The organism is Arenimonas donghaensis DSM 18148 = HO3-R19, from assembly GCF_000743535.1.
In the GTDB taxonomy this organism is placed as follows: Bacteria; Pseudomonadota; Gammaproteobacteria; order Xanthomonadales; family Xanthomonadaceae; genus Arenimonas; species Arenimonas donghaensis.
This window is the reverse complement of sequence record NZ_AVCJ01000012.1, coordinates 119,662-143,306: the sequence shown is the minus strand read 5'-3', so window position 1 is coordinate 143,306 and position 23,645 is coordinate 119,662. Positions and strand designations below refer to the sequence as shown.

General features: G+C 68.7%; 25 protein-coding genes. 11 read left to right on the top strand and 14 right to left on the bottom strand.

Going from position 1 to position 23,645, the window contains the following annotated elements:
- Nucleotides 1–14 precede the first annotated feature (14 nt).
- Entirely contained in the window at nt 15–1,079 is a 1,065-nt protein-coding gene (locus N788_RS06960) for a sensor histidine kinase (protein WP_244444099.1), read from the top strand.
- Here the strand turns inward: N788_RS06960 and ppnN are convergent.
- From ppnN to grxD, 5 genes are all read right to left on the bottom strand, one after another.
- Entirely contained in the window at nt 1,069–2,451 is a 1,383-nt protein-coding gene (ppnN, locus tag N788_RS06955; protein WP_034222847.1) for a nucleotide 5'-monophosphate nucleosidase PpnN, read from the bottom strand. The two genes, N788_RS06960 and ppnN, sit on opposite strands and share 11 nt — an antisense overlap.
- A 186-nt stretch (nt 2,452–2,637) precedes the next feature.
- Nucleotides 2,638–5,841, bottom strand: coding sequence for a TonB-dependent receptor (locus tag N788_RS06950; protein WP_034222845.1), 3,204 nt, complete (start codon nt 5,839–5,841; stop codon nt 2,638–2,640).
- Nucleotides 5,842–6,045: 204 nt separating this feature from the next.
- Nucleotides 6,046–6,645 carry a YhgN family NAAT transporter gene (locus N788_RS06945; protein ID WP_034222843.1) on the bottom strand — a complete coding sequence of 200 codons (600 nt, stop codon included), beginning with the start codon at nt 6,643–6,645 and terminating at the stop codon, nt 6,046–6,048.
- Entirely contained in the window at nt 6,642–7,397 is a 756-nt protein-coding gene (locus N788_RS06940) for an SDR family NAD(P)-dependent oxidoreductase (protein WP_034222841.1), read from the bottom strand. The genes N788_RS06945 and N788_RS06940 overlap by 4 nt, the downstream gene beginning before the upstream one ends.
- Complete coding sequence (gene grxD / locus N788_RS06935) at nt 7,394–7,717, bottom strand: Grx4 family monothiol glutaredoxin (protein WP_034222839.1); 324 nt, start codon at nt 7,715–7,717, stop codon at nt 7,394–7,396. The genes N788_RS06940 and grxD overlap by 4 nt, the downstream gene beginning before the upstream one ends.
- Before the next feature lie 106 nt (nt 7,718–7,823).
- Between grxD and N788_RS06930 the strand changes: the two genes are divergently transcribed.
- Nucleotides 7,824–8,402, top strand: coding sequence for a superoxide dismutase (locus tag N788_RS06930; RefSeq protein WP_034222836.1), 579 nt, complete (start codon nt 7,824–7,826; stop codon nt 8,400–8,402).
- Between the two features lie 6 nt (nt 8,403–8,408).
- Complete coding sequence (locus N788_RS06925) at nt 8,409–9,458, top strand: ABC transporter ATP-binding protein (protein ID WP_034222833.1); 1,050 nt, start codon at nt 8,409–8,411, stop codon at nt 9,456–9,458.
- Nucleotides 9,459–9,536: 78 nt separating this feature from the next.
- Here N788_RS06925 and N788_RS06920 read toward each other — a convergent pair whose 3' ends face one another.
- Together N788_RS06920 and purE are read right to left on the bottom strand one after the other, a co-directional pair.
- Complete coding sequence (locus tag N788_RS06920) at nt 9,537–10,679, bottom strand: 5-(carboxyamino)imidazole ribonucleotide synthase (protein WP_034222831.1); 1,143 nt, start codon at nt 10,677–10,679, stop codon at nt 9,537–9,539.
- Entirely contained in the window at nt 10,676–11,182 is a 507-nt protein-coding gene (gene purE, locus N788_RS06915) for a 5-(carboxyamino)imidazole ribonucleotide mutase (RefSeq protein ID WP_034223335.1), read from the bottom strand. The genes N788_RS06920 and purE overlap by 4 nt, the downstream gene beginning before the upstream one ends.
- Nucleotides 11,183–11,244: 62 nt before the next feature.
- On the opposite strand from purE, the gene N788_RS06910 reads away from it, so the two are divergent.
- Nucleotides 11,245–11,511, top strand: coding sequence for a Trm112 family protein (locus tag N788_RS06910; protein WP_034222828.1), 267 nt, complete (start codon nt 11,245–11,247; stop codon nt 11,509–11,511).
- Nucleotide 11,512: 1 nt separating this feature from the next.
- The gene (nadC, locus tag N788_RS06905) at nt 11,513–12,367 is read left to right on the top strand and encodes a carboxylating nicotinate-nucleotide diphosphorylase (RefSeq protein ID WP_034222825.1); all 855 of its coding nucleotides are present in this window, start codon (nt 11,513–11,515) and stop codon (nt 12,365–12,367) included.
- 67 nt (nt 12,368–12,434) lie between these two features.
- Here the strand turns inward: nadC and N788_RS13890 are convergent, their stop codons facing one another.
- Nucleotides 12,435–13,238, bottom strand: coding sequence for an FHA domain-containing protein (locus N788_RS13890; RefSeq protein ID WP_051924453.1), 804 nt, complete (start codon nt 13,236–13,238; stop codon nt 12,435–12,437).
- Between the two features lie 123 nt (nt 13,239–13,361).
- Between N788_RS13890 and N788_RS06895 the strand changes: the two genes are divergently transcribed.
- Nucleotides 13,362–13,688, top strand: coding sequence for a DUF3301 domain-containing protein (locus N788_RS06895; protein WP_034222822.1), 327 nt, complete (start codon nt 13,362–13,364; stop codon nt 13,686–13,688).
- Here the strand turns inward: N788_RS06895 and N788_RS06890 are convergent.
- The 6 genes from N788_RS06890 to N788_RS06865 form a co-directional block, all read right to left on the bottom strand.
- Nucleotides 13,681–14,109, bottom strand: a complete 429-nt coding sequence (locus N788_RS06890) for a ClpXP protease specificity-enhancing factor (protein WP_034222819.1) — start codon at nt 14,107–14,109, stop codon at nt 13,681–13,683. The two genes, N788_RS06895 and N788_RS06890, sit on opposite strands and share 8 nt — an antisense overlap.
- Nucleotides 14,106–14,741 (bottom strand): glutathione S-transferase N-terminal domain-containing protein, encoded by a 636-nt coding sequence (locus N788_RS06885; RefSeq protein ID WP_034222816.1) that lies wholly within the window; start codon nt 14,739–14,741, stop codon nt 14,106–14,108. Before N788_RS06885 ends, N788_RS06890 begins: the two co-directional genes overlap by 4 nt.
- A 171-nt stretch (nt 14,742–14,912) precedes the next feature.
- Complete coding sequence (locus N788_RS06880) at nt 14,913–15,650, bottom strand: cytochrome c1 (protein ID WP_034222812.1); 738 nt, start codon at nt 15,648–15,650, stop codon at nt 14,913–14,915.
- The gene (locus N788_RS06875; RefSeq protein ID WP_034222810.1) at nt 15,643–16,890 is read right to left on the bottom strand and encodes a cytochrome b; all 1,248 of its coding nucleotides are present in this window, start codon (nt 16,888–16,890) and stop codon (nt 15,643–15,645) included. Before N788_RS06875 ends, N788_RS06880 begins: the two co-directional genes overlap by 8 nt.
- A complete protein-coding gene (gene petA / locus N788_RS06870) occupies nt 16,890–17,495 on the bottom strand; it encodes a ubiquinol-cytochrome c reductase iron-sulfur subunit (RefSeq protein ID WP_034222809.1) in 606 nt (201 codons plus the stop codon). Before petA ends, N788_RS06875 begins: the two co-directional genes overlap by 1 nt.
- A 147-nt stretch (nt 17,496–17,642) precedes the next feature.
- The gene (locus N788_RS06865; RefSeq protein ID WP_034222808.1) at nt 17,643–18,512 is read right to left on the bottom strand and encodes a lytic transglycosylase domain-containing protein; all 870 of its coding nucleotides are present in this window, start codon (nt 18,510–18,512) and stop codon (nt 17,643–17,645) included.
- 152 nt (nt 18,513–18,664) lie between these two features.
- On the opposite strand from N788_RS06865, the gene miaB reads away from it, so the two are divergent.
- The 5 genes from miaB to N788_RS06840 all read left to right on the top strand — a co-directional run bounded on the left by miaB (nt 18,665) and on the right by N788_RS06840 (nt 23,643).
- Nucleotides 18,665–20,002, top strand: coding sequence for a tRNA (N6-isopentenyl adenosine(37)-C2)-methylthiotransferase MiaB (miaB, locus tag N788_RS06860; RefSeq protein ID WP_034222806.1), 1,338 nt, complete (start codon nt 18,665–18,667; stop codon nt 20,000–20,002).
- Nucleotides 19,999–20,973, top strand: coding sequence for a PhoH family protein (locus tag N788_RS06855; RefSeq protein ID WP_034222804.1), 975 nt, complete (start codon nt 19,999–20,001; stop codon nt 20,971–20,973). Before miaB ends, N788_RS06855 begins: the two co-directional genes overlap by 4 nt.
- On the top strand, nt 20,970–21,431 hold the full coding sequence (ybeY, locus tag N788_RS06850; protein ID WP_034222803.1) for an rRNA maturation RNase YbeY: 462 nt from the start codon (nt 20,970–20,972) through the stop codon (nt 21,429–21,431). Before N788_RS06855 ends, ybeY begins: the two co-directional genes overlap by 4 nt.
- Nucleotides 21,432–21,596: 165 nt before the next feature.
- Nucleotides 21,597–22,445 (top strand): CorC family transporter, encoded by an 849-nt coding sequence (locus N788_RS06845; protein WP_034222801.1) that lies wholly within the window; start codon nt 21,597–21,599, stop codon nt 22,443–22,445.
- The gene (locus tag N788_RS06840; protein WP_051924452.1) at nt 22,432–23,643 is read left to right on the top strand and encodes a lipoprotein N-acyltransferase Lnb domain-containing protein; all 1,212 of its coding nucleotides are present in this window, start codon (nt 22,432–22,434) and stop codon (nt 23,641–23,643) included. The genes N788_RS06845 and N788_RS06840 overlap by 14 nt, the downstream gene beginning before the upstream one ends.
- The last annotated feature ends 2 nt before the right edge of the window (nt 23,644–23,645 follow it).

Here is a 23,645-nt window from a genome sequence, read left to right as displayed (position 1 = left end):
CGGCGTTTACGGGCATGATTGAGGCGTTCCCCCGCGCCCCGGAACCGATGGCCGACCCCTTGCCCCAACCTGCCACCCGCCCCCTGGACATGCTTTGGCAGGCCACCGCCATCATGTGGGTCATCCTTGGCGGTGAAGGCCTGGCCGCCGCGCTTGCCCTTGCCCCCAAGGTCATCGGTGACCGCATGGTCTATTTTGGCCTGGCCTCGTTATGGATCCAGTGGACCAGCCTGCTGACGCTCGCGGTGCTGTACCTGGCCCGCCGCCCCCTCAACCGCCTGGGCCCCTCGTCGGTGGCCGCGCTGGCCCTGGTCATCGCCCTGGCCATGGGCTGGCTGATCACCTTCGCCGTGCGCTCCTACCTGGACCCGGGCGGGTCGGTCGGACGCGTGGACTGGGGCAACCTGGCGCTGAACGTCTCCGGCATCACCATCGCCGTCGGCCTGCTCGGCCTGGCGGCCTTCCACAATCACTGGAAGGGGCGGCTGGCGGCCGTGCGCGCCAAGCAGGCCGAGCTCGAGGCCCTGCAGGCGCGCATCAGGCCACATTTTCTTTTCAATACCCTCAATACCGGCGCGGCGCTGGTGCACGCCCGGCCCGGCGAGGCCGAGCAGCTGCTGCTCGACCTGGCCGACCTGTTCCGGGCGGCCCTGTCGGGTCCGACGGAGCTGCCACTGGCCGACGAACTCGACCTGGCCCGCCGCTACCTGGAGATCGAACGCCTGCGATTCGGTGACCGTCTCCGGGTGAACTGGACCCTGCCGGCGCCACTGCCGGACGTGGTCGTGCCGGCGCTCTCGGTCCAGCCCCTGGTCGAGAACGCCATCCGCCACGGCATCGAACCCTGCCCCGCCGGTGGCCGGCTCGACATCGCCGTCGTGCAGGAGGTGGACGAGGTGCGGGTGGTCATCAGCAATGACCTGCCCCCCGCCGGTCGACGGCCCGCGGCAGGCCACCAGGTAGGCCTGGCGTCGGCGCGCGAGCGCATCCAGGCCCTGAGCGAAGGCCGGGGACGACTGGAGACGCGGGTGCTCGATGGCCGCTACGTGGCGACGATCACCCTGCCGGTCAGTCGATGACCTGGTAGCAGGGCACGTAGTCGCCGGCGATCTTCATGCGTCGCTGTTCGACGAAGGCGCGCAGCAACGAATCGAGCGCGGCCATGATGTCCTTGTCGCCGGAAATCCGGAACGGGCCGTGTTTTTCGACCTCGCGCAGGCCTTCTTCCTTGACGTTGCCGGCGACGATGCCGGAGAAGGCGCGCCGCAGGTCGGCCGCCAGCAGATGCAGGGGCTGCTCGCGATGCAGGTTCAGGCCGGCCATGGCCCGATGGGTCGGCGCGAACGGCTGCTGGAACTCGAACGGGATGTGCAGCGACCAGTTGAAGAAAAACGCGTCCTTCTCGTCCAGACGGTGCTCGCGCACCTTGCGCAGGCCCTGGCGCATGGCCATGGCCACCGCGACCGGGTCGTCGATGATGATCTGGTAGCGCTTGCGGGCTTCCTCGCCCAGGGCCAGCTTCAGGAACTGGTCGATCTGCTCGAAGTAGGCCGCCGACTCGCGCGGGCCGGTGAGGATCAGCGGGAACGGCAGCGACTGGTTGTCCGGGTGCAGCAGCAGCCCGAGCATGTAGAAGATTTCCTCGGCGGTGCCGACGCCGCCGGGGAAGACGATGATGCCATGGCCCAGCCGGACGAAGGCTTCGAGGCGCTTCTCGATGTCCGGCATGATCACCAGGTGGTTGACGATCGGGTTTGGTGATTCGGCGGCGATGATGCCCGGCTCGGTGATACCGATGTAGCGCGGCTTCCAGTGGCGCTGCTTGGCGTGGGCGATGGTCGCGCCCTTCATCGGCCCCTTCATCGCGCCCGGACCGCAGCCGGTGCAGATGTCCAGGCCGCGCAGGCCCAGCTCGTAGCCGACCCGCTTGGTGTAAAGGTACTCGTCGCGGCCGATCGAGTGGCCGCCCCAGCAGACGACCAGGCTCGGTTCCATGTAGGACTTCATCACCCGCGCATTGCGCAGGATCTCGAAGACCGCCTCGGTCATGCCCGGACCGGACTCGAGGTCGATGCGGCCGCCTTCGGCCACCTCGTTGGCGTTGTAGACGATGTCGCGCACGACCGCGAACAGGTTCTCGGCGATGCCCCGGATGATCTCGCCATCGACGAAGGCTTCGGCCGGGGCATTGCGCAGCTCGATCTTGATGCCGCGGTCCTGCTGGTGCACCTCGATGTCGAAATCGGCGAAGCGCTGCGCGGCGGCGCGCGGATCGTCGGAGTCGCTGCCGCTGGTCAGCACGGCCAGCGCGCAGCGGCGCAGCAGATCGCGCTGGCCGCCGACGGAGGCGTCGGCGAGGCGGGCGACTTCATCGCGGGAAAGGATGTCCAGGCCACCGCGCGGCGAGATCCGGGCGTTGACGGTGGCGGCGGGGGTCAGGGTGTCGCTCATGGCGCTGTTTCTCTTGGTCTTTTCGTTTTCGAACCCCGGACTCTAGCACCGGGCAGATCAACTTGTGGGAGGGACTTCAGTCCCGAAAGCCATCGGGACTGAAGTCCCTCCCACAAGGCCGCGGCCCACAAAAGCAAACGGCCGGCGGTTTCCCGCCGGCCGTCGCCGTGACTCGGTGTGCCGCGATCAGAACTTGTAGCGGAAGCCGATCTGCAGCGACCAGCGCGAGATGGCGCGGTCGTCGTAGATGCGGGTGGTGTCCGGGGTGTTGAAGCGGTAGACGTACTGACCGGTGACCGGGTCGATACCACCGTACTCCACCACGCCGCGGCTGCCCGGGAAGCCGACTTCTTCGATCTGGCCCCAGTCCTTGTCGATCATGTTGCCGACGTTGAGGATGTCGAGCCAGATCTCGGACTTGTGGTCCTTGAAGAAGCCCGGCAGTTCCTGGCTGATGCGCACGTCGAACTGGTTCACCCACGGCGCGCGGGCGCCGTTGCGCTCGGCGACGCGGCCACGGTTGGCGCGCAGGTACTCGTTGCTCTCGACGTAGGCCCAGAACGCCGCCTCTTCCGCGGCGCTGCCGAAGCGCACGTCGCCCGGACCGGTCGGGATGTAGAGCAGGTCGTTGCCGAAGCGGCCGTCGCCATTGGCGTCGTTGTCGAACACGTAGCTGAACGGACGGCCGGAGCGGCCTTCGTAGAACATCGAGACGCGGGTGGCGTAGTCACCGAAGAAGCGCTTCTCCCAGCTCACGGCGGCCACGAAACGATCCTTGATCTCGTACGAGGACGTCGCGGAGACCTCTTCGTTCGGGTTGAAGGTGTTGTTGTTGCCCCACTGCGAACCGGAGGTGGAGCTGGTCAGCGGGCTGACCTCCTCGGCGTTGGTGTAGGTGTAGGACGCCATCCAGGACCACGGGCTCTCGCCGTTGTTCATCTTGCTCAGCGAGAACGAGATCTGCTGGGACTCACCCTCGGAGGTCGGGCGGGCGATGATCGCGTCGGTGAAGCTGCTGTCGCGGTTGGCGCGGGCGCTGACGCCCGAACCCGAACCGAACTGGTTCCAGCGGGCCGGATTCAGGCCGTTGGCGTTCCAGTAGATCAGGCGGCCATCCTGGCCCACGGCGGTCGGCGCACCCAGGTTCAGGTGCTCGTAGTAGATCGCCTCTTCAACCTCGGAGAAGATCACTTCGGCGGACGCGGTCAGGCCCCAGAACGGCAGCTCGTGGTCCCAGGCCAGGTTGGCCTTCCACACGGCCGGCTGGCCCAGGTTCGGATCGACGAAGTCGACCGACTGCGTGCCTTCGCTCGCGCCCGGCGGCACCAGCACCAGCTGGCCGTTCGGATCGGCCACGAAGCAGCGGCCATCCGAGGTGTTGCAGGGAGTGTTGAGGCCGCTGAAGAAGCTGTAGTCGATGTAGCCGAAGCCGGTGTTGGTGAACGGGTTGGACAGCCAGACGTTGGCCGCCGCGCCCTGGAACAGGCCGAAGCCGCCGCGGATCTGGGTCGGACGGTCGCTGTCGAAGGTGTAGTTGAAGCCAAAGCGCGGCTGCACCAGGCCGTTGCCGTCGATGGTGGAGCTGTTGTCGAAGCCGAAGGTGGCCTCGGCGGCGGCGTTGTAGGTCGGGTCGGTGTCAACCATCGGCTCGTCGTAGCGCAGGCCGAAGCTGAGGGTCAGGTTGTAGTTGACCGCCCAGGTGTCCTGCACGAACAGGCCCAGGTTCTCGATGCCCCAGATGGCCGCGGTGTTGTCGCGGTTGCCACCGGCCGGGTGGTAGTAGCGGTAGAAGCTGGGACGGCCGTTCTGAAAGTCGGCGATCGAGTTGAAGGTGTAGACGCCGTTGCTGCGACGACCGAACAGGTTGTAGATGTCGTTGTCTTCGTAGTCGACGCCGAACTTCAGCGTGTGGTCGCCGACGAACAGGTTGCCCGCCAGGTAGGCGTTGAGCGTCTCGGTCTCGAGGATGTTGGCGTGGGTGTTTTCCTCGGTGCCGAAGTTCACGGTGGCGTTGCCGACGCGCACGGCCACGGCCGGCAGGTCGACGGTCGGGGTACGCACGGCCGAGTAGTCGCGGTAGGACACCTTGGCTTCGGTCGAGAAGTTCGAGGTCCAGTCGCTGAACAGCTGCGCCGTGTAGGTGTCGAACTTGTAGTCGCGCTGGTAGGCGTAGGTGCTCAGGGCGATCTGGGTGCTGCCGAAGCCCGGGAAGTTGGCGACGCTCTGGTCGGACGTACCGACACGGAAGGCGGCGCGGTGGGCGTCGTTGATGTTCCAGTCGATCTTCAGGCCGTACTCTTCACCGGTGGTGTCGGCGCCGCCGGCGCCGTAGGTGCCGGCGTCGAAGCCGTAACCCTGGGCGATGCCGCGGATGGCGTCGATGTCGCCCTGGGTGATGTTGACGATGTTCGAGGCACCGGAGCCGACCGGGCCGAAGCTCGGGCCGGGCGCGCCCTGCTCGTACTTCTCGTAGTTGAAGAAGAAGAACAGGCGGTCCTTGACCAGCGGGCCTCCGAAGGTGACGCCGTAGGTGGTCTCGTCCTCGAAGCCGGAGAAGTCGCTGCCGTCGTCGTTGTCGCGGACCATCGAGTTGTCGCGGTACAGGCCGTAGACCGAGCCGCTGAAGTTGTTGGTGCCGGACTTGGTGACGGCGTTGATCACGCCGCCGGTGCCACCGGAGATGGTGACGTCGTAGTTGGCCACGTCGATCGCGATTTCGTCGATGACGTCCATCGAGAACGGCTGCTTCGGGGTCGGCAGGCTGTTGGACTCGAGGCCGAAGGCGTCGTTGGTGCTGATGCCGTCGATGCGGATGGCGTTGTAGCGCGGGTTCTGGCCGCCGACCGAGATTTCGTTGCGGGACTTGTCGGTCTGGGTGACGCGCGGGTCGAGGCGGGCGTAATCCTGCAGGTTGCGCTCGATCGACGGGAAGGCCTGGATCTGGGCGTTGGTGACGTTGCTGCCGGCACCCATCTTGTCCGACGAGAAGATTTCGGACGCGACGTTGGCGCCGGTGACTTCGATCGTGGCCAGGGTCGCGGCTTCTTCGCCGAGGGTCGCGTCAACCGAGGTGACGTCGGCCAGCTGCAGGTAGATGCCTTCGCGGACTTCGGTCACGCCGTCCTTGACGATGGTGATCGTGTACGGACCGCCAACGCGCAGGCCGCGCGCGGCATAGCGGCCGTCGGCGCCGGTGGTGGCGTTGCTGACGGTGCCCGAGGGCGTGTGCACGATGGTCACCTGCGCGCCGGTCACGGGCGCGGCGTCGGCACCGACGATGCGGCCGCTGACGCCGGCGGAAGTGTTCTGCGCGAAGGCCGGCGCCGCCGCGAGGGCGATGGCAAGGCCGAGGGAGAGCTGCGAAAGCCGAACCCGGTTGCGATTGGTCATGGTGATGAACCCTGGTTTAAGTAAAGTGGCTGAAATTGGCTGCGGCGTCCCGCCGCGGTGCCTGATGGGCCAGGCCCGGCTAGTCCTTGAAGGATTGCCGCGTTCGGGTGGTTCCCCTGCCCCGTGGCAATAACAAGAGTTTAACACGCTAACGGGATTACATGTCATTCAGGTGACAGCGCGACGGGCCGGGCCCGGGGGCCGTCAGCCCAGCCCGGGCGCCCGCAGGTAGGTGGCCACGCCGTCGAGCAGCATCTGCACCGAAATGGCGACCAGCAGCATGCCCATGAGCCGCTCCACGGCGGTCAGGACCCGCATGCCCAGTACCTTGTAGAGGGAGGTGGCCGAGAACAGCAGGACCGCCGTGGCACCCCAGGCCATCACCAGGGCCAGGCTCCAGTCGCCCATCCGGTGCGGTTCCTGGGCCGCCAGCAGCATCACCGCCGCCATGCCCGACGGGCCGGCCACCAGGGGGATGGCCATGGGCACGATGAAGGGCTCGCCCTCGGGCACCTCGCCGAACATGCCCTCGGCGCTGGGGAAGATCATCTTCAGGCCGATCAGGAACAGCACGATGCCGCCGGCGATGGACACCGACTCCTGCCGCAGGTGCATCAGGTCCAGCACGTATTTGCCGCCCCACAGGAAAGCCATCAGCACGCCCAGGGCGATCAGCAGTTCGCGCGCCAGCACCCGCCGCCGGCGCTGGCCGGGCAGCGGCTTGAGCAGGCCCAGGAAGATGGGGATGTTGCCCAGCGGGTCCAGGATCAGGAACAGCAGCAGGGCCGCCGACAGGGTGGTCATGCCGGCACCCGCGGGGCCCAGATGCGGCCCCGGTGGTCGATGCCCGCCGGCGACAGCAGGTGCACGCAGGCCGGGGCGTAGGCCGCCGGCGCGGGGACCCGCAGCTGGGCCTCGTCGGCGTAGGCGCGCGCACGCAGGTCGGTGCGCATCGGCCCGGGTTCGAGCCCGGCCACGCGCACCGCGGTCTGGTCGGTTTCGGCGCTGAGCTGGCGCACCAGGGCCGCCACGCCCTGCTTGGCCAGGCCATAGGCGCCCCAGTAGGCCTTGCCCACCCGCGCCGGGTCGTCGGTGGTGAACACCACCGCCGAATCGCCGGACTTGCGCAGCCAGGGCAGGCAGGCCTGGGTCAGCAGCCAGGGGGCGGTGAAATTGACGTGCAAGGAGCGCACGAAGGCTTCCGGCTCGGTCGCCTCCAGCGGCGCCAGGCCGGTGAATTCCGCGGCGCAGTGCAGCAGGCCGTGCAGGCCGCCCAGCTCCGAGGCGACCTTCTCCGCCAGCTGCGAGTAGTCGGCCGGGTCGGCGCCCGCCAGGTCCACCGGATACAGGGCCGGTTCCGGGCCCAGGGTCTTCACTGCGTCGTAGACCCGGTTGAGCTTGGGCAGCTTCCGGCCCAGCAGCACGACCGTGGCGCCGGCGCGCGCGCAGGCCTTGGCGGCCTCGGCGCCCAGGCCACCCTGCGCGCCGGTGACCAGCACGACCCGCCCGGCCAGGGCGTCGGCGGCGACGTCGGGCATGGCGGCCTGGCTGCTCATGCCGTCTTCTGCGCCTCGGCGACCATGCGCGCCAGCTCGCCGCTGTCGAGCAGGTCGCGGGTGATGTCGCAGCCGCCGATCAATTCGCCGTTGACGAACAGCTGCGGAAAGGTCGGCCAGTCCGAATAGCGCGGGAGATTGGCCCGCAGCTCCGGATCCTCGAGCACGTTGACGCTGTGGAAGGACGACGCACCGGCGGCCTTGAGCGCCTTGGCGGCGCTGCTGGAGAAGCCGCACATCGGGAACTGCGGCGTGCCTTTCATGAAGAGCACGATGGGGTGGCCGTCGACCTCGGCCTTGATTCGATCCATGACGCTCATGTGAAGCTCCGTTTCGCTGACGGCCCGGGTGCGGGCCGCGATGGGGATAGAATTATACGGCTGGGTGCCCTACCGGCGCCTTCCCCCACCCGAAAGGAGACAGCCCATGGCCATCGAACTTCCCGCCCTGCCCTACGATCGCGCCGCGCTCGAGCCGCATATCTCGGCCGAAACCATCGATTTCCACTACGGCAAGCACCACCAGGCCTACGTGACCAACCTCAACAAGCAGATCGAAGGCACCGAATTCGAGTCCATGGACCTCGAGTCCATCATCCGCAAGGCCCAGGGTGGCATGTTCAACAACGCCGCCCAGGTCTGGAACCACACCTTCTACTGGAACTGCCTGAGCCCCAAGGGCGGCGGCGAGCCGTCGGGCGCCCTGGCCGAGGCGATCAACAAGGCCTTCGGCAGCTTCGCGCAGTTCAAGGAACAGTTCAGCCAGACCGCCATCACCACCTTCGGCTCCGGCTGGGCCTGGCTGGTGCAGCGCCCGGACGGTTCGCTGGCCCTGGTCAGCACGCCCAACGCCGCCACCCCGCTGACCGGCAGCGACAAGGCCCTGCTCACCTGCGACGTCTGGGAGCACGCCTACTACATCGACTACCGCAACGCGCGACCGAAGTACGTCGAGTCGTTCTGGAACCTGGTGAACTGGGACTTCGTCGCCAGCCAGATGGCCTGAGGCCGGATGGCCCCAGCCCTGCTGTCGATCCACGGGCTGTCCTGCGGCTACGCAGGGCAGCCGGCCGTGCGGGAGCTCGACCTGACGCTCTCCGCCGGCGAACTGGGCTGCCTGCTCGGACCCAGCGGCTGCGGCAAGACCACCTTGCTGCGCGCCATCGCAGGCTTCCACGCGCCGGACGCGGGGCGCCTGCTGCTTCGCGGCAGCAACGCCCTGCCGCTGGCCCCCGAGGCCCGCGGCCTGGGCTTCGTGTTCCAGGACCTGGCCCTGTTCCCGCACCTCACCGTCGCCGGCAACGTCGGCTTCGGATTGCACCGCCTGGGCCGCGGCGAGCGCGCCGAACGCATCCGCGAGACCCTGGCGCTGATCGGCCTGGAAGGCCTGGATGGCCGCTACCCCCATGAACTTTCCGGCGGCCAGCAGCAGCGCGTCGCGCTGGCGCGTTCGCTGGCACCGCGGCCGGACCTGCTGCTGCTCGACGAACCCTTCTCCAGCCTCGACGCGGATCTGCGCGGTCGCCTGCGCGACGACCTGCGCGAGCTGCTGCACCGACTCGGCATCGCCGCGCTGCTGGTCACCCACGACCAGGAGGAGGCCTTCGCCTTCGCCGACACCGTGGGCGTGATGCAGGCCGGCCGATTGCTGCAGTGGGCGCCGGGCTTCGAGCTCTACCACCGGCCGGCGACGCCGTTCGTGGCGTCGTTCGTCGGCGAGGGACGCTTCCTGCCGGCGCGGGTGGTGGCGGGCAACCGCGTGGCCACCGTGCTGGGCGAACTGCCGGTGGCGCGCCCGATGGCCTGGCCCGACGGCACCGAGGTTCGCGTCCTGCTCCGCCCCGACGACCTGCGCCCGGTGGACGAAGGCGGCATCGAAGCGGAAGTCACCGCCATCGCGTTTCGTGGCGCCGAAACCCTGCATACGCTGCGACTGGGCGACGGCACCGTCCTGATGTCACTGGTGCCCAGCCACCAGCAGCGCAAGCCGGGCAGCTTTCTTCGCGTGCACCCGGACCTGGCCCATGTCGTGGTCTTTCCCGGCGAGCCGGGCTCCCTGTAGGAGCGCCTTCAGGCGCGAATCTTTTGGCTTTGCCTTCGGCGAAGAACGGATTCGCGCCTGAAGGCGCTCCTACAAGAATTAATCGCGCAGGCGGGCGATGACTGGCGCGACTTGCGATTCGCGCCCCAAGGCCTTGCCGACGCGTTCGAGCGCCCCGGCCAATTCAGACGCACTGTCCGCGCGCAGCGTCGCATGCCCGACCTTGCGGCCTTCGCGCGGCGACTTGCCGTAGTCGTGCCAGTGGCCACACGCTTCGGCCAGCACCGGCGCGGCGGCGGGCATGGCACCGATCCAGTTCAGCATCACGCTGTGGCCCAGCGCCCGGGTGCTGCCCAGCGGCAGCCCGAGCACCGCTCGCAGGTGGTTCTGGAACTGCGAGGTCTCGGCGCCTTCGATGGTCCAGTGGCCGGAGTTGTGCACCCGCGGCGCCATCTCGTTGGCGACCAGCACGCCGTCCTTGAGGAAAAGCTCGAGCGCGAACACGCCGACGTAGTCCAGCGCCTCGGCGACCCGCCGGGCCGCGTCCAGGGCCTGCGCCTGCAGGGCCGCGTCGGTCTGCGCCGGTGCCAGGCTGGCCGAGAGGATGCCGTGGTCGTGCCAGTTTTCGGTCAGTGGCCAGGCCTGCAGCTCGCCGTCACGGCCACGCACGGCGACCACCGACAGCTCGCGCTGGAAGGCCACGAAACCTTCGAGGATCAGCCCGACGCTGGCGGCCTGCGGTCCCAGCGCCTGCCAGGCGGCGTCGGCATCGGCCGGGGACTTGATGCGGAACTGGCCCTTGCCGTCGTAGCCGAGGCGGCGGGTCTTGAGGATGCAGGGCGTGCCCACCGACGCCAGCGCCGCGTCGAGCTGTTCGCGGCTGTCGATGGTGGCGAATTCGGGCACCGGGATGCCCAGTTCGCGGAACAGGGTTTTTTCCGCCAGCCGGTCCTGGGCCACCGCCAGCGCACGCGGGTTCGGGAACACCGGCACGCGCTCGGCCAGCCAGCGGGCGCTTTCGGCCGGCACGTTCTCGAAGTCGAAGGTGGCCACGTCCACGCGCCCGGCGAACTCGGCCAGGCCGGCCTGGTCGCGATAGTCGGCTTCCAGCATCGGCGCGAACTGGCCCGCGCAGGCGTCGGGCGTGGCGTCGAGCACCAGGAAGCGCAGGCCCAGCGGCGCGCCGGCCAAAGCCATCATGCGGGCCAGCTGCCCGCCGCCGAGGATGCCGACGGTGGTCACGGCTGCCGCGGGTCCGAGTGGTCGAGCACGTCCTGGGTCTGCTCGGCGCGGAAGCGGGCCAGGGCGTCGCGGACACCCGGTTCGTGCTGGGCCACCAGGGCGGCGGCGAACAGGCCGGCATTGGCGGCGCCGGCCACGCCGATGGCGAAGGTCGCCACCGGGACGCCGGCGGGCATCTGCACGATGGACAGCAGGGAATCGAGCCCGTTGAGCGCCTTGCTCTGCACCGGCACGCCCAGCACCGGCACCGGCGTCATCGCCGCCACCATGCCGGGCAGGTGCGCCGCGCCGCCGGCGCCCGCGATGATCGCGCGCAGCCCGCGGCCCTCGGCGGCCTTGGCGTATTCCGCCAGCAGGTCGGGGGTGCGGTGCGCGGAAACCACGCGCACTTCGTGGGGCACGCCCAGCTTCTCGAGGCGCGCGACGGCATGCTGCATGGTCTCCCAGTCCGACCGGGAGCCCATGATCACGCCGACCAGTGGGTTCTTCGTGGCTTGGTTCATGGCGGCCTGCTTCGGCAAAACGCTATTCTAGACCCTTGCCCACCATCCGGACACCGGCCCCCATGGACCGCAAACTTCTCGACATCCTGTGCTGCCCGACCAGCAAGCAGCCCCTGGCCCTGCTCGGCGGCGCCGAACTCGAGGCGATCAACCGGGCCATCGCCGCCGGGGGCGTCAGCCGCGCCGACGGCAGTCCGCAGGCCGAGGCCCTGGACGCCGGCCTGATCACCCGCGACCGCCGCACCGCCTATCGCATCGACGACGGCATCCCGGTGCTGCTGGCCGACGAGGCGCTGGCCACCGACACCATCGACGGCTTCCCGCGCTGACATGGCCGCGCCCCTGAGCCCGCCGCCGCCGGACGTGGTGGCCGGGGACGTCGCACGCGCCCTGGCCGAAGACATCGGGCCCGGCGACGCCACCGCCGACCTGCTGCCCGACGACCACAGCGAAGCGCACGTCGTCGCCAAGCAAGCCGGCGTGGTCGCGGGCCGTCCCTGGTTCGACGCCTGTTTCCGGGCCCTGGACCCGGCGATCCGGATCGACTGGCACGTGCAGGAGGGCCAGGCCATCGACGCCGGCACCGTATTGGTGACGCTGCGTGGACGGACCCGGGCGCTGGTCAGCGCCGAACGACCGGCCTTGAACTTCCTGCAGACGCTGTCGGCGACCGCCGGCCGCACCGCCGAATGCGTCGCCGCGCTGGCCGGCAGCCGAACCCGCGTGCTCGACACCCGCAAGACCCTGCCCGGCCTGCGCCAGGCGCAGAAGTACGCGGTGCGCGCGGGCGGCGGGCTCAACCACCGCATGGGCCTCTTCGATGCCGTGATGCTCAAGGAAAACCACATCCACGCCGCCGGCTCCATCGCGGCCGCGGTGGCGGCCGCGCGAAACCTGCACCCGGCGCTGCCGCTGATCGTCGAAGTGGAATCCCTGGCCGAACTCGACCAGGCCCTGGCCGCCGGCTGCGACCGCATCCTGGTGGACGAGTTCAGCGACGACGACCTGCGTGAAGCCGTGCGCCGCGCCGATGGCCGGATCCCCCTGGAGGTCTCGGGCGGCGTCACGCTGGAACGCCTGCGCGCGATCGCCGATACCGGCGTCGATTACGTTTCCATCGGTGCGCTCACCAAGCACGTCCAGGCGCTGGACCTGTCGCTGCGCCTGGGCCCGGCAAGCAGCTGAGTTCCTGTGGGAGGGACTTCAGTCCCGAAGCCATCGGGACTGAAGTCCCTCCCACAGGGCATCCTGTCTAGCCGCGGTTGAGGAACATCGCGGCAATCACCGCCAGGGCCGCCGCGGTCAGCATGATCGGCACCCACTTGCTCATGCCGGGGGACGCCGCCGGCGCACCGGCGTCGGACGAGACCACGCGGGTGGCCTGCTGGGCCATTTCCATGCCGGGTGCGACCAGGATCAGCCGCACCGCGTCCAGGCGCAGTTCGTCGCCCGGCTTCAGGAAGCCCTGCTGCACGCGCTTGCCGTTGATGTAGGTGCCGTTGGACGAACCCAGGTCCTCGACCGACAGGCCATCGGCCGTCGGCTTCACGAGGGCGTGGCGGCGCGAGATTTCCTCGGCGGCCACCGAGATGTCGGCTTCGGCCGCACGACCGATGACCACCGGGCCATGCACCGGGAACACCTTGCCGAACACCGCGCCGGACACGCCGCGAAGCATGTACTTGGGCAAGGCCATGCGCACCCGGGTGACGCCGTTGTCGTCGTCGCGGTCGGCCGACGCACCGGCCGCCGATGGCGAGGCCGAACGCGCGGCCTCGACGACGGCGAAACGCGCCTGGACCGGACCGATGCCGATCATGTCGCCGGCGCGCAGCGCCATGATGTCGGCCACCGGCTTGCCATTGACGCTGACCTCGCCGCCGCCGGCCGGCACCTGCAGGTTGGCACCGGTGCCGGTGACGTGGATTTCGCAGTGGTGCGCGGCCACGCCTTCGACCTGCAGCACCACCGCCCCCTCGCCTGCCGTGCCGATGCGGTTGACGCCATGGCTGAGCAGCACCTGCGGATGTTCGCCGTTGGGAAACACCAGTTTCATCTTCGCTCTCCTGCGAATCGCCGTGCGCCGGTCGGGCCGGGGTCCGGGCTTATCTTAGCCATGTCTTCACGCAGCCGGGAGGGGCAACTTGTGACGGGCCCGATCCGGCCCCACACTCTGGGCATGTTAGGCACCCTGCTCGTTTCGATCTTCGCCATGGCCCTGGTCGTGTTCTGGTATTCAGGGCGCGCGGCCGCGGAAACCGCCACTGTCATAGGACAGCGGGCCTGTACACGCGCCGGCGTGCAGTGGCTCGACCAGAGCGTGCACCTGCTGGCCCTGCGCCTGCGGCGTGGGCCGGATGGCTGGCTTGGCCTGGAACGACACTACGGATTCGAATATTCCACCGGCGGCCAGGATCGCCACGCCGGCCGGATCGTCTTGCACGGGCGCCGCCTGGTGGCCCTGGCCGGACCGGCACCGCCGTCGCCTCAGACCGAGGCTACTTGACCACCCGCAGATGGCTGCGCTTGGGCGGCTCGCCACCACCGTCGGGCCCCGACGGCGGCTCCGGGGAACCATCATCGCCCTCTTCGACGTCGGCGCCGTCGTCGGGAAGCATCATGCCCTGGCCGGTTTCCTGGGCGTAGATCGCCAGCACCGCACCCACCGGCACGTACACCGACTGGCTGACGCCGCCAAAACGCGCATTGAAGCTGACGCCCTGGTTGTCGATGGCCAGGCGCGCCACCGCGCGCGGCGCGATGTTGAGCACGACCCGGCCTTCCTTCACCGAGGCCGCCGGCACCTGCACGTCATCGTGCGCGGCGTCCACCAGCAGGTAGGGGGTCATGCCGTTGTCGTTGATCCATTCGTTCAACGCCCGCAGCAGGTAGGGGCGATTGGATCCCATTCGGGGGGTCTGGGTCATTGCGGGATGTCGTGCAGCGCCTTTTCTTCAGGGGTCAGGCTACGCAGGTAGGCCGGATTGCGGAAGATGCGGTTGCCGTAGTCTTCGATGACCTTGGCCTCCTTGGGCAACTGCACGCCAAGCGAAGGCAGGCGCCAGACGATTGGGGCGATCGCGCAGTCGGCCAGGCTCATCTCCGGGTTCAGGAAGAACTTGGACGCCTTGAACAAGGGCAAGGACGCGATCAGCAGCTCCTTGAGGCGCTTGCGGCCGGCGTCGGCCTGGGCCTTGGTGCCGTGCTGCACGGCCTGCACGTGCGGGACCCAGTCGTGCTCGAGCCGCAGCATCGCCAGGCGCAGGCGGGCGCGGGAAAGCGGGTCCACCGGCATCAGCGGCGGATGCGGGTAGCGCTCGTCCAGGTACTCGGACACCACCGAAGCGGCATAGAGCACCAGGTCGCGATCAACCAGGGTCGGTACGGAGTGGTAGGGATTGAGGTCGACCAGGTCCTCCGGCGGGTTGGTCGGATCCACCGGGATGAGGTCGTAGGTGACGCCCTTGGCCGCCAGAACCAGCCGGACACGATGGCAAACGACGCAATCGCGGGCGGAGAACAGCGTCAGGGCGTTGCGAATGCGCGGACTGGCAGCCATCAAGGAATCCCCCAGGGTGCCGCCAGCCCCTGCCGGCGGTCATCGGAAGCCTTAACCCTGCCCGAAATGCCGTCTTTCCCGCAAGCCGGCCTCGCACCGGACGCCGGAACGCCGGCCCGAAAAACGAAGGGCCGCCAAATGGCGGCCCCAAGTTACTGATTTTAATGGGAATCAGTGAACGTCGCGCCAGTACTCCAGCTTCAGCAGGTAGGCGATGAAGGTGAAGAAGGCCAGGAACAGGATGACCCAGACGCCGATGGATTCACGCTTGAGCGCGGCCGGTTCGGCCACGTACTGCAGGAAAGCGCTGATGTCCCGGGCGGTGCGGTCGAACTCCTCCGGGCTCTGGCGGCCGGGCGTGGCCAGCTCGAGCTTGCTCAGGTGCGAGGCGCCGTCTTCGCCCTGGTCGTAGACCGGGCGCTGGATACCCTGCAGTTCCCACAGCACGTTGGGCATCGAGGCACCCGGGAACACGGTGTTGTTCCAGCCCAGGGGGCGGGCTTCGTCGATGTAGAAACCCTTGAGGTAGGAATACACCCAATCCGCGCCACCGAGCCGGGCGCGCGAGACCAGGCTCAGGTCCGGGGGCGCCTTGCCAAACCAGGTGGTGCCATCCCCGGCGTCGATGCCGGTGCGGATGGTCTCGCCGATGGCGGCCTGCGGCGGCACCAGGTACTGCTCGACCACTTCCGGCGGCAGGTCCAGGTCGCTGGCGATGCGGGAATAACGATGCATCGACAGGGCATGGCAGCCCGCGCAGTAGTTCATGTACAGGCCGGCGCCGCGCTGCAGCGAGGCCTTGTCGCTCAGGTCGGTGCCCGAGTGCTCGAGCGCCGGACCCGGACCGGCCGCCAGGCCCAGGGCCGGAAGCAGCACCGCCAGGAAGACGAAGTAGCGCAACTTAGTCATGCGAAGGCACCCGCTCGGGAACGGCCTTGGTCTGGCCCATCACGGACCAGAAAGGCATCAGGATGAAGAAGGCGAAGTAATAGAAGGTCAGGATCTGGGCCACCAGCTTCTGCACGTCGGAACCCGACTGCGCGCCCAGCCAGCCCAGCACCACGAAGCTGATGCAGAACAGCGTGATCAGCACCTTGTGCAGCATCGGGCGGTAGCGGATGGACCGGACCTTGCAGCGGTCCAGCCACGGCAGCGCGAACAGGATCATGGTGGCGCCGCCCATCACGATCACGCCGAACAGCGGATGCGGGATGGCGCGCAGCATCGCGTAGAACGGGGTGAAGTACCACACCGGCTTGATGTGCGCCGGCGTGACCAGCGGATTGGCTTCGATGAAGTTGTCCCACTCCAGGAACCAGCCACCCATGGTCGGGGCGAAGAACACGATGAAGGCGAACAGGATCAGGAAGAAACCGGCGCCGAACAGGTCCTTGACCGTGTAGTAGGGATGGAAGGCGATGCCGTCCCTGGGCTTGCCCGTGGCCGGATCCTTCACCTTCTTGATGTCCACGCCCTCGGGGTTGTTCGAGCCCACTTCGTGCAGCGCGCCCAGGTGCAGCACGACCAGCAGCAGCAGCACCAGCGGCAGCGCGATCACGTGCAGGGCGAAGAAGCGGTTGAGCGTGGCGTCGGCGACCAGGTAGTCACCGCGGATCCACTCGGTCAGCTCGGGACCAATGAAGGGGATGGTGCCGAACAGGTTGATGATGACCTGCGCGCCCCAGTAGGACATCTGGCCCCAGGGCAGCACGTAGCCCATGAAGGCCTCGGCCATCAGCACCAGGAAGATCACCACGCCCAGCACCCAGACCAGCTCGCGCGGCTTCTGGTAGGAGCCGTAGATCAGGCCGCGGAACATGTGCAGGTACACCACGACGAAGAACAGCGACGCGCCGGTGGAGTGCATGTAGCGGATCAGCCAGCCCCATTCGACGTCGCGCATGATGTACTCGACCGAGGCGAAAGCCTCGGTGGCGGACGGCTTGTAGTGCATCGTCAGGAAGATGCCGGTGACGATCTGGTTGACCAGCACCAACATGGCCAGCGAGCCGAAGTAGTACCAGATGTTGAAGTTCTTCGGAGCGTAGTACTCCGACATGTGCTTCTTGTAGAAGGGAATCAGGCCCGGGGTGCGGTCGTTGAACCAGCCGACCACGCCATCGACGCCACGGGAGAACTTGCTGGCCATCAGGCGGCCTCCTCGGGAGCGACGCCGACCATCAGGCGGTTGTCGTCGATGAAGTGGTAAGGCGGGACCTCGAGGTTCGACGGCGCGGGCACGCCTTCGAAGACGCGGCCGGCCAGGTCGAAGCGCGAGTTGTGGCAGGGGCAGTAGAAGCCGCCCTGCCATTCGCTGTCGAACGCCTGCGGCTGCAGTTCCGGCACGTAGGTCGGCGAGCAGCCCAGGTGGGTGCAGATGCCGACGATGACGGCCAGCTCGGGCTTGATCGACCGGGCTTCGTTCTTGGCGAAGGCCGGGGTCTGGTCGGCGTTTTCCGAGTTCGGGTCACGCAGGCGGTCGTCGAGCGCCGGCAGCGCGGCGAGCTGCTCGGGCGTGCGCCGGAAGATCCAGACCGGCTTGCCGCGCCACTGGACGATCATGCGCATGCCGGGCTCGAGCTCGATCTTGCTGATGTCGACCTCGACCGGGGCACCGGCCGTCTGGGCCCGTGCACTGGGCTTCCAGGAACTGATGAACGGCACCGCGGCGAACCCGACGCCCACCGCGCCGACCACGGCGGTGCTTGCAGTCAGGAAGCGGCGACGCCCCGTGTTGACCCCTTGGTTAGCCATCCGGCTCTCCGAAACGTTTGCTAAGTGGCTGAAAAACGGCAGCCAGCCCACCCGGGGCCGGCAAAGACGCGCAATTGTAGCGGACGGGGCGCGAGAGCGACAACGCCGGCGCCATCGAGGGTCCCGGCCGGGGCCGGACCGGGGGCGTCAGCGCCCGGCGAGGGCGCCGCGGTAGCGGTCGGCCAGCTGGCCCACGCGCTGGACGTAACGCTGGGTTTCCGCGTACGGGGGCACGCCGCCGTGGCGGTCGACGGCACCTTCACCGGCGTTGTAGCCGGCGGCGGCCAGGGTCAGGTCGCCGTTGTAGCGCTTGAGCAGCCAGGCCAGGTACTGCACGCCACCGCGGATGTTCTGGTTGGGTTCGAAGACGTCGGTGACGCCGAAGCGGGCCGCCGTGGCCGGGATCAGCTGCATCAGTCCCTGGGCGCCGGCATGCGAGACCGCATTGGGCCGGAACGCGGATTCGGCGTGGATGATGGCCCGCACCACGGCCTCCTCCACCCCGAACTCCTCGGCCGCGGCCTTCACCTCGCCCGAATAGGCGTCCATGTTCAGCCGCACGCTGCCGAAGTCCACGCCGGGCAGCAGGCCGCAGGCGTAGCAGGTCTCGACGTAGCTGAACAACATCTGGGCACCGGTGCCCGGCTGCGGGACGTTGGTGTAGTGCGTGACGCCGTCGCGTTCGTACTTGTAGACGGCGCCGCGGGTCACCTTGGCCCCGGACCCGGCCGCCGCCGGCGCCAGCGCCTGGCCGGCCGAGGCCGTCTGGAAGCGCACGGCCCGCGCCGGCTTGCCGCCGGAGCCGCCACCGCCCGACGCCGCCGCAGGCGGCGGCGCCTTTGGCCTCGCGTCCGCCGCGGAGTAGGTGGAAACCACCTTGCAGCTCGAGCCGGCGACCTTCTTGCCGGTGTAGTTGGGCACGCCGTCGGCACCGGTGCAGCGGTAGAGCGTGCCGGCCGCCGCCGGCGAGGCGGCGGCCAGCAGCAGGCAGGCCAGCAGGGGCAAACGAGGGTCCATGGCGGCGAGGTTTACTCCTTGCCGGGGCAATTGCCAAGGCTTCGGGCCGGGAAAATGACCGGTCCTGCATGAACAACGGACCCTGCCGGCCGGCCAGGACAGCCACCGGGCGCTACAATGGCGCCCCTTTCCGGAACGGATTAACCGCCGCCATGCCCGGGACTTCGCCTGCCAAAGGCAAGCTCTACATCAAGACCCACGGTTGCCAGATGAACGAGTACGACTCGGCCCGCATGGCCGACGTGCTCGCCGTCGAACACGGCCTGGAACTGACCAGCGACGAGGCCGAGGCCGACGTCATCCTGGTCAACACCTGCTCAATCCGCGAACGCGCCCAGGAGAAAGTCTTCTCCCAGCTCGGCCGATGGAAGCACCTCAAGCGCGACAAGCCGGTGCTGATCGGCGTCGGCGGCTGCGTCGCCAGCCAGGAAGGCGACGCCATCCTCAAGCGCGCGCCCTACGTCGACCTCGTGTTCGGCCCGCAGACCCTGCACCGGCTGCCGGCGATGATCGACGCCCGCCGCGCCGAGGGCCGCGCCCAGGTGGACATCAGCTTCCCCGAGATCGAGAAGTTCGACCGCCTGCCCGAGCCACGCGCGGAAGGTCCGTCGGCCTACGTCTCGATCATCGAGGGCTGTTCGAAGTACTGCTCGTTCTGCGTGGTGCCCTACACCCGCGGCGAGGAGGTCAGCCGCCCCTTCGACGACGTGCTGCTCGAATGCGCCCAGCTCGCCGCCCAGGGCGTGCGCGAAATCCACCTGCTGGGCCAGAACGTCAACGCCTACCGCGGCGCCACCGTGGACGGCGACGAAGCCGACCTGGCCCTGCTGGTGCGTGCCATCGCCCAGCTCGAAGGCATCGGCCGCATCCGCTACACCACGTCGCACCCGGTGGAATTCACCGACAGCCTGATCGAGGCGCACCGCGACGTGCCCGAGCTGGCGGCGTTCCTGCACCTGCCGGTGCAGTCGGGCTCGGACCGCATCCTGGCGGCGATGAAGCGCGGCCACACCACGCTCGAGTACAAGGCCAAGATCCGCCGCCTGCGCGAAGCCCGCCCCGACATCACGATCAGCTCGGACTTCATCGTCGGCTTCCCGGGCGAAACCGACCGCGACTTCGAGGCGACGATGAAGCTGATCGACGACATCGGCTTCGACCAGAGCTACTCCTTCGCCTACTCGCGCCGCCCCGGCACGCCGGCCGCCAACCTGCACGACGAGGTGCCCGCCGACGTCGCCAGCGCGCGCCTGCAGCGCCTGCAGGCCGCGATCAACGACAATGCCCGCCGCTACGCCGAGGCGATGGTGGGCAGCGTGCAACGCGTCCTGGTCGAAGGCCCCAGCGCCAAGGACCCGGCCGAACTGACCGGCAAGACCGAGAACATGCGCAACGTCAATTTCCCCGGCCACCCGCGCCTGGTCGGCCAGTTCATCGACGTGCGCATCACCGAAGCGCGCACCAACTCCCTGCGCGGCAAAGTCGTATGAGCAAACACAGGACGCACCGGGACTTCGTGCTGGAGCCGCAGGACGTCGAGCGGCTGGCAAACCTGGCCGGCCCCTTCGACGAGCATCTCCGGCAGATCGAGCTGCGCATGGGCGTCGAGATCGCCAACCGTGGCCACGTCTTCCGGGTCACCGGCGAAGACAAGCCGGTGGAGGCGACCGAAAAACTGCTGCACGCGCTGTACGAGGAAACCGCGACCGAGACCCTGGACCCGCACAAGCTGCACCTGCGCATGGGCGAATCGAGCATGGACCGGCTCGAGCAGGGCTTCGCGCCGCAGGAGGTCGCGGTGCGGGTCAAGCGCGGCACCATCCGCGGCCGTGGCGACAACCAGCAGAAGTACCTGCATGCCATCGCCACCCACGACATCAACTTCGGCATCGGCCCGGCCGGCACCGGCAAGACCTTCCTGGCCGTGGCCATGGCGGTCGAGGCCCTGAACGAAAGCCGGGTCCAGCGCGTGCTGCTGGTGCGGCCGGCGGTCGAAGCCGGCGAGAAGCTGGGCTTCCTGCCCGGCGACCTCAGCCAGAAGGTCGACCCCTACCTGCGGCCGCTCTACGACGCGCTGTACGAGATGCTCGGCGTCGAGAAGGTCGCCAAGCTGCTCGAGCGCAACGTCATCGAAGTCGCGCCGCTGGCCTACATGCGCGGCCGCACGCTCAACGACGCCTTCGTCATCCTCGACGAAGCCCAGAACACCACCATCGAACAGATGAAGATGTTCCTGACCCGCATCGGCTTCGGTTCCACCGCGGTGGTCACCGGCGACCTGAGCCAGATCGACCTGCCCAAGCACCAGAAGTCCGGCCTGCGCGACGGCATCGACGTGCTGCGCGGCGTCGACGGCATCAGCTTCACCTTCTTCACGGCCCGCGACGTGGTCCGCCACCCGCTGGTGGCACGCATCGTGCGGGCCTACGATGCCCGGGACGGCAAGGAGTCGCAGGAATGAGCCGGAAACCGCTGGATCTCGACGTCGGCGTCAGCTACGGCCTGCCGCGAAAAGGCCTGCCGGCCGCCGTCAGCTTCCGCCGCTGGGCCGAAGCCGCCGCCCGCGACCGGATCCGGCGCGGCGACCTGGCCATCCGCGTGGTCGACGCCAAGGAAGGCCGGGCCCTGAACCGGCACTACCGCGGCAAGGACTACGCCACCAACGTGCTCAGCTTCCCGGTGGACCTGCCCGAGGGCGTCAACCTGCCGCTGCTGGGCGACCTGGTCATCTGCGCCCCGGTGGTTGCCCGCGAGGCCCGCGAACAGGGCAAGGACCTGGCCGCCCACTACGCCCACCTCACCGTGCACGGCGTGCTGCACCTGCTGGGCCTGGACCACGACGACGAGCGCGAGGCCGAGGCGATGGAGCTGCTCGAACGCGAGATCCTGGCCGGGCTGGGCTTCCCCGACCCGTATTGACCGACCCTGTAGGAGCGGCTTCAGCCGCGAAGTTCTTCTTGGCCAAAGGCCAAGCAAAAGATTCGCGGCTGAAGCCGCTCCTACAGGGGTCCAGGCGGAAATGAAGCCTTCCCGGGTTCCGGTTAGACTTGCATCCCCGCCCCCTTGGCGCCCCTGAACCCCGAAATGTCCGAAGATTCCCCTAGTAGCCCGCCGGAACGCCGCTCGTGGCTTGAACGCCTGAGCCAGGCCTTTTCCGGCGAACCCGAAACCCGCGAGGACCTCGTCGAGATCCTGCGCGAGGCCCAAGCCAACGGCCTGCTCGAGGCCGATACCCTGAAGATGCTCGAGGGCGCCCTGTCGGTGTCCGAACAGCAGGTCGGCGACATCATGGTGCCCCGGTCGCAGATGGTGTCCCTGCCCATCGATGCGAAGTTCCTGGACCTGATGCACCTGGTGGTCGAGTCCGGCCACTCCCGTTTCCCGGTGCACGGCGACGACCGTGACGAAATCCTGGGCATCCTGCTGGCCAAGGACCTGCTGCGCGGCATGGTCACCGACGGCGGGCCCGGCAGCGTGCGCGAACTGCTTCGCCCGGCGGTGCTGATCCCGGAATCCAAGCGCCTGAACGTGCTGCTCAAGGAATTCCGGCTCTCGCGCAACCACATGGCCATCGTCGTGGACGAACACGGCGGCGTCGCCGGCCTGGTCACCATCGAGGACGTGCTCGAGCAGATCGTCGGCGAAATCGACGACGAGCACGACGACGCCGACGAGACCAAGCTCATCGCCGCCCAGGCCGACGGCCAGTACCTGGTGGACGCGCTGACCCCGATCGAGGATTTCAACGAGCGCTTCGGCGCCGATTTCCCGGAAGATGAATACGACACGATCGGCGGCCTGGTCACCGCGGCCATCGGCCACCTGCCGGAGGCCGGCGAGGAGCTCGCCCTGGGCCGGTTCCACTTCCGCGTCGGCCGCGCCGACCAGCGCCGCGTCCACACCTTCGTGGTCAGCGTGCATGGCGAGGACTGACGGCAGGCGCCCCGGCGCCTGGAAACCCGCCTGGTTGCTGCTTGCCCTGCTTGCCTGGGTCGTGCCGGCCCTGGCCCTGGCCGCGCCGCGCATCGGCGTGCTGACCATGGAGCCGGGCGAGATCTTCTGGGAACGCTTCGGCCACAACGCCATCATCGTCGACGACGCCGCGGCGCCCTACCCGCTGTCGTACAACTTCGGCTTCTTCGACCTGGACGAACCCGGCTTCCACTGGAACTTCATCCGTGGGCGCATGGAGTACCGGCTCGAAGTGCTGCCGATGGCCAGCGACCTGGCTTATTACGAACGCACCGGTCGCGGCGCGGTCATCCAATGGCTCGACCTGGACCCGGAGGAGGCGCGCCGGATGGCGGCACGCCTGGCCGAAAACGCCCGCCCCGAAAACGCCCGCTACACCTACGACTACTACACCGCCAATTGTTCGACCCGGGTCCGCGATGCCGTCGACGAAGCCCTGGGCGGCCAACTGCGGGCCCAGCTCAGCGGCCGCTCGCAGGGCAATACCCACCGCAGCGAATCCGTGCGCCTGGCGGCGCCCGCCCCGTGGATGGCCCTGGGCTTCCACGTCGGCCTGTCCGGCCACGCCGACCGCCCGCTGTCGCGCTGGGACGAAGCTTTCATCCCCATGCGCCTGCGCGACGCCCTGCGCGAAGTGAAGCGCGAGGATGGCCGGCCGCTGGTGAAGGCCGAACAGCAACTGCTGCCGCACCGACTGGTGCCGCCGCCCGCCGAAGCGCCGCGGCTGCGCACGCCCGCCCTGTTCGCCGGGCTCCCCCTGGCGCTGCTGGTGGTGGTGGGCGGCAAGCGGGCGCCGCGCGCCCTGGCCGCCGGCGCCCTGGTGTTCTGGCTGCTGGCCGGCCTGGCCGGCGCACTGATGGCCTTCATCTGGCTCGGCACCGCCCACGTGGCTGGCCACGGCAACGAGAACCTGCTGCTGCTGAGTCCGCTGTGCCTGTTCCTGCTGCCCGGCGCCTGGGCGGCGCTGCGCGGACGCAGGCCGACGCGCCGATTCCGGATACTGCTGTGGCTCGTCGCCGGCGGCGCCGCCCTGGCGGGCTTCCTCAAGTTCCTGCCTTTCCTGCCCCAGGAAAACGTCGAGTGGGTGCTGCTCCTGCTGCCCCTGCACTGGGCGCTGCTGCGCACCATGGACCCGAAGCGGGGGGACGAGGCACAGTAGGC